We start from the raw sequence: 3,930 nt of genomic DNA on the forward strand, positions 1-3,930 counted from the left end.
CTAGACCGTCGCGCCGAGCTTCTCGGCGGCGGCTTTGACTTCGTCGATCCCACCCTTGTAGAAGAACGCCTGCTCCGGGAGATTGTCGACCTTGCCGTCCAGGATCTCCTTGAACGATGCGATCGTGTCCGAGAGCTTGACATACTTTCCGGGCGTTCCGGTGAACTGTTCGGCCACGAAGAACGGTTGCGAAAACATGCGCTGCATCCGGCGCGCTCGACCGACGGCGATCTTGTCGTCTTCGGAGAGCTCTTCGACGCCCAGAATCGCGATGATATCCTGCAGGTCTTTATAGCGCTGGAGCGTCTCTTGCACGCCGCGAGCGACGTTATAGTGCTCTTGGCCCACGATCTGCGGGTCGAGAATGCGCGAGGTCGATGCGAGCGGATCGACGGCGGGATAGATGCCCAATTCCGAGATCGGGCGCGAGAGCGCGGTCGTCGCATCCAAATGCGCGAACGTTACGGCGACGGCCGGATCCGTGTAGTCGTCGGCGGGCACGTACACGGCTTGCACCGAGGTGATCGAACCCTTGTTGGTCGAGGTGATGCGCTCTTCGAGCAAGCCCATGTCGGTCGAGAGCGTCGGCTGGTAGCCGACGGCCGAAGGCATGCGGCCCATCAGTGCGGAGACCTCGGAGCCCGCTTGCAGATAGCGGAAAATGTTGTCCATGAACAGCAGCACGTCGGCGCCGGCTTCGTCGCGGAAGTACTCGGCCATCGTCACGCCGGTCTGCGCGATGCGGAAACGCACGCCCGGCGGCTCGTCCATCTGTCCGAACACCAGCGTCGTCTGCGCGAGCACGCCCGACTCTTTCATTTCGACCCACAGGTCGTTGCCTTCACGCGTGCGTTCGCCGACGCCCGTGAACACCGAGAAGCCTTTGTGCACGTTGGCGATATTGCGAATCAGCTCTTGAATGAGCACGGTCTTGCCGACGCCCGCGCCGCCGAAGAGTCCCACCTTGCCGCCGCGCGTATACGGCGCCATCAGGTCGATCACTTTGATCCCGGTCTCGAAGAGTTTCGGCGTGGGGTCCTGCGATTTGAAATCGGGGGCCGGGCGATGGATCGGCCAATACGCCGCCGCCTTCACCGGTTCGTTCGAATCGATCGCTTTGCCGAGCACGTTGAAGATGCGTCCGAGCGTGCCTTCGCCGACGGGAACCGTAATCGGTCCGCCGCTCGAAGTGACGGCGGCGCCGCGCATCAAACCGTCGGTCGAGCCCATCGCCAAACACCGCACTTGGTTGTTGCCGAGTTCGTCCTGCACTTCGAGCACGAGGTCGCGCGCTTGCATGGCCGTGCCGCCGAGATCCGCAGACTTCTGCGACGGCGCCGCATCGGCGGCATCGTCGTTGACGCGGACCATCAACGCGTCGTTAATTTTGGGGAGCGTCTCCGCCGTGAACTCGACGTCGACGACGTTACCGAGCACTTGGACGACCTTACCGGTAGCACTAGCCATGTTCTTCAACGTTCCTTTTTGCTGTTCGATTGAGCTATCCATTGAGCGCCTCCGCCCCGCCGACGATCTCCAAGAGTTCCTTGGTGATCGCAGCCTGACGCGCGTTGTTCATCTGGATCGTGAGTTCGTCGATGAGCTTCCCGGCGTTGTCGGTAGCGTTGTTCATCGCCACCAATTGCGCCGCAAAGAATGCGGCATCGGTTTCGAGCATCGCGGAGAAGATCGTGAACTCGAGGTACTTCGGAAGCAGGCGCGAGAGCACGGCCTCCGGCGAGGGTGAGAACTCGACGGCGCCCTTGGGCGCCGCGTGCGCGTCGGTCGCGCCGACGATATCGGTCCGCGTGATCGGCACGAGCGCGCGCGTCTCGGGCTTCTGCGAGAGCATCGAGACGAGTTTGGGTGAGATCAGCGTGATGCCGGCGATCCTGCCTTGCACGAAATCGTCGGTCACGCGCCGGGCGACTTCGCGAGCGCTCTCGATTTTCGCGAGCGCGTTGAGGGCCCACGTTTGGTGATCGGGGCTACCCGAGCGACGCACGAAGTTGCGCGCCTTGATGCCCACGGTGTACCACGTCACCGACGGGTTCGCGCGAACGTAGCTTTCGCCGGCGCGAATGATGTTGGAGTTGAACGCGCCCGCGAGCCCCTTATCGGCGGTCATTAAAATGACGCCGTGAGGAGCGCTCGCGTTGCCCGTCTTCATGAACGGATGGTCGACCGTGCCGACGCTGGCCATCAGGTCGCGCAGCATCTCCGAGAGCGTGTCGGCGTAGGGCCGCGCCTGCTTTTGCGCCATCTCCGCACGCCGAATCTTCGCCGCGGCGACTTGCTTCATCGCCTTGGTGATTTGCTGCGTATTCTTCAGCGAGCGTATCCGCTCGCGAAGATCCTTTACCGATGCCATTTAGAAGCTCTTATTGAATTCGGTCAGCGCGGCTTCGAGTTTCTGCTTGACCTCATCCGAGAGCTGTCCGCTCTGCGCGATCGATTGCGTGATGTCCGCGTGCTTGTCGTGCAGGAAGCTGATGAAGCCCGTCGCCCATTCTTGCAGGCGCACGGTTGGGATCTCGTTGACGAAGCCCTTGGTCGCTCCGTACAGAATCACGACCTGGTCTTCGGTTGCCTGCGGCTGGTATTGCGGCTGCTTGAGCAGCTCGGTCAGTTTTTCGCCGCGCAGCAATTGCATCTGCGTCGATTTATCGAGATCGCTCGCGAGCTTCGCGAACGCCGCGAGATCGCGGTACTGCGCGAGTTCCAGCTTGAGCTGTCCGGCAACCGATTTCATCGCCTTGGTCTGCGCCGAACCGCCGACGCGCGAGACCGAGAGGCCGACGTCGACGGCGGGACGGATGCCCTGGAAGAACAGGCTCGGCGTCAGGTAAATCTGCCCGTCGGTGATCGAGATCACGTTGGTGGGAATGTACGCGGAGAAGTCGCCCGCCTGCGTTTCGATGATCGGCAGCGCCGTCATCGAGCCGCCGCCGAGTTCGTCGGAGAGTTTCGCCGCACGCTCCAGCAAACGCGAGTGCAGGAAGAACACGTCGCCCGGGTAGGCTTCGCGGCCCGGCGGACGGCGCAGCAAGAGCGCCATCTCGCGGTACGATTGCGCGTGCTTGGTGAGATCGTCGAATATGATGAGCACGTCTTTACCGGCGTACATCAGCTCTTCGCCCATCGACGCGCCCGCGAACGGGGCGATCCAGCGCAGCGCCGCGGCTTCGGACGGCCCGACGGTGACGATCGTCGTGTATTCGAGCGCGCCCTTCTGCTCGAGCACCTGCGCGAGCGCGGCGACGGTGGAGTTCTTTTGGCCGATGGCGACGTAGATGCAGAAGACGTTGCGGCCCTTTTGATTGATGATCGTGTCGATCGCGATCGCGGTCTTACCGGTCGAACGATCGCCGATGATCAGTTCGCGCTGGCCCTTACCGATCGGGATCAGCGCGTCGATCGCGCGGATGCCGGTGGGCAGGGACTGCTTGACGCCCTGGCGTTCCACGACGTTGGGCGCCACGTTTTCGATGGTGCGAAAGCGCTTGGTATCGATCGGGCCTTTGCCGTCCACGGGCTGGCCGAGCGGGTTCACGACGCGTCCGAGCAGCGCTTCGCCCACCGGCACCGAAGCGATGCGGCCGGTGCGCCGAACCTTATCGCCTTCTTTAATATCCGCATCGGAGCCCATGATGACGACGCCGACGTTGTCCTCTTCCAAGTTCAGGGCGACGCCTTGCAAGCCGTTGGCGAATTCGACGAGTTCGGAAGCGCGTACGCTCCGCAGCCCGTAGATACGCGCGAGATTCGCACCAACTTCGATGACGGTTCCTACCTCGTCCTCACGGACCTCCGAGGTAAAACCCGCAATCTGTTGCTTGAGAATGCCAGCGATTTCGTCAGCGTTAATCATCAGTTTCGTAATCCTGTCGGTTAGTTTTGCGCGAACAATTCGCGAGAGAGAGCTTCGAG

3 protein-coding genes are annotated in these 3,930 nt (G+C 62.2%); all 3 read right to left on the minus strand.

Annotation, left to right across the window (positions count from 1 at the left end):
* From atpD to atpA, 3 genes are read right to left on the minus strand one after another with little or no spacing between them, the layout of a single operon-like run.
* Window positions 1–1,467, minus strand: coding sequence for a F0F1 ATP synthase subunit beta (atpD, locus tag VMW12_08435; protein ID HUZ49750.1), 1,467 nt, complete (start codon window positions 1,465–1,467; stop codon window positions 1–3).
* Window positions 1,468–1,501: 34 nt separating this feature from the next.
* Window positions 1,502–2,371, minus strand: a complete 870-nt coding sequence (gene atpG, locus VMW12_08440; GenBank protein HUZ49751.1) for an ATP synthase F1 subunit gamma — start codon at window positions 2,369–2,371, stop codon at window positions 1,502–1,504.
* Window positions 2,372–3,874 carry a F0F1 ATP synthase subunit alpha gene (gene atpA / locus VMW12_08445; GenBank protein HUZ49752.1) on the minus strand — a complete coding sequence of 501 codons (1,503 nt, stop codon included), beginning with the start codon at window positions 3,872–3,874 and terminating at the stop codon, window positions 2,372–2,374.
* Between the last annotated feature and the right edge of the window lie 56 nt (window positions 3,875–3,930).

This window comes from Candidatus Dormiibacterota bacterium (assembly GCA_035532835.1).
GTDB lineage: Bacteria > Vulcanimicrobiota > Vulcanimicrobiia > Vulcanimicrobiales > Vulcanimicrobiaceae > DAHUXY01.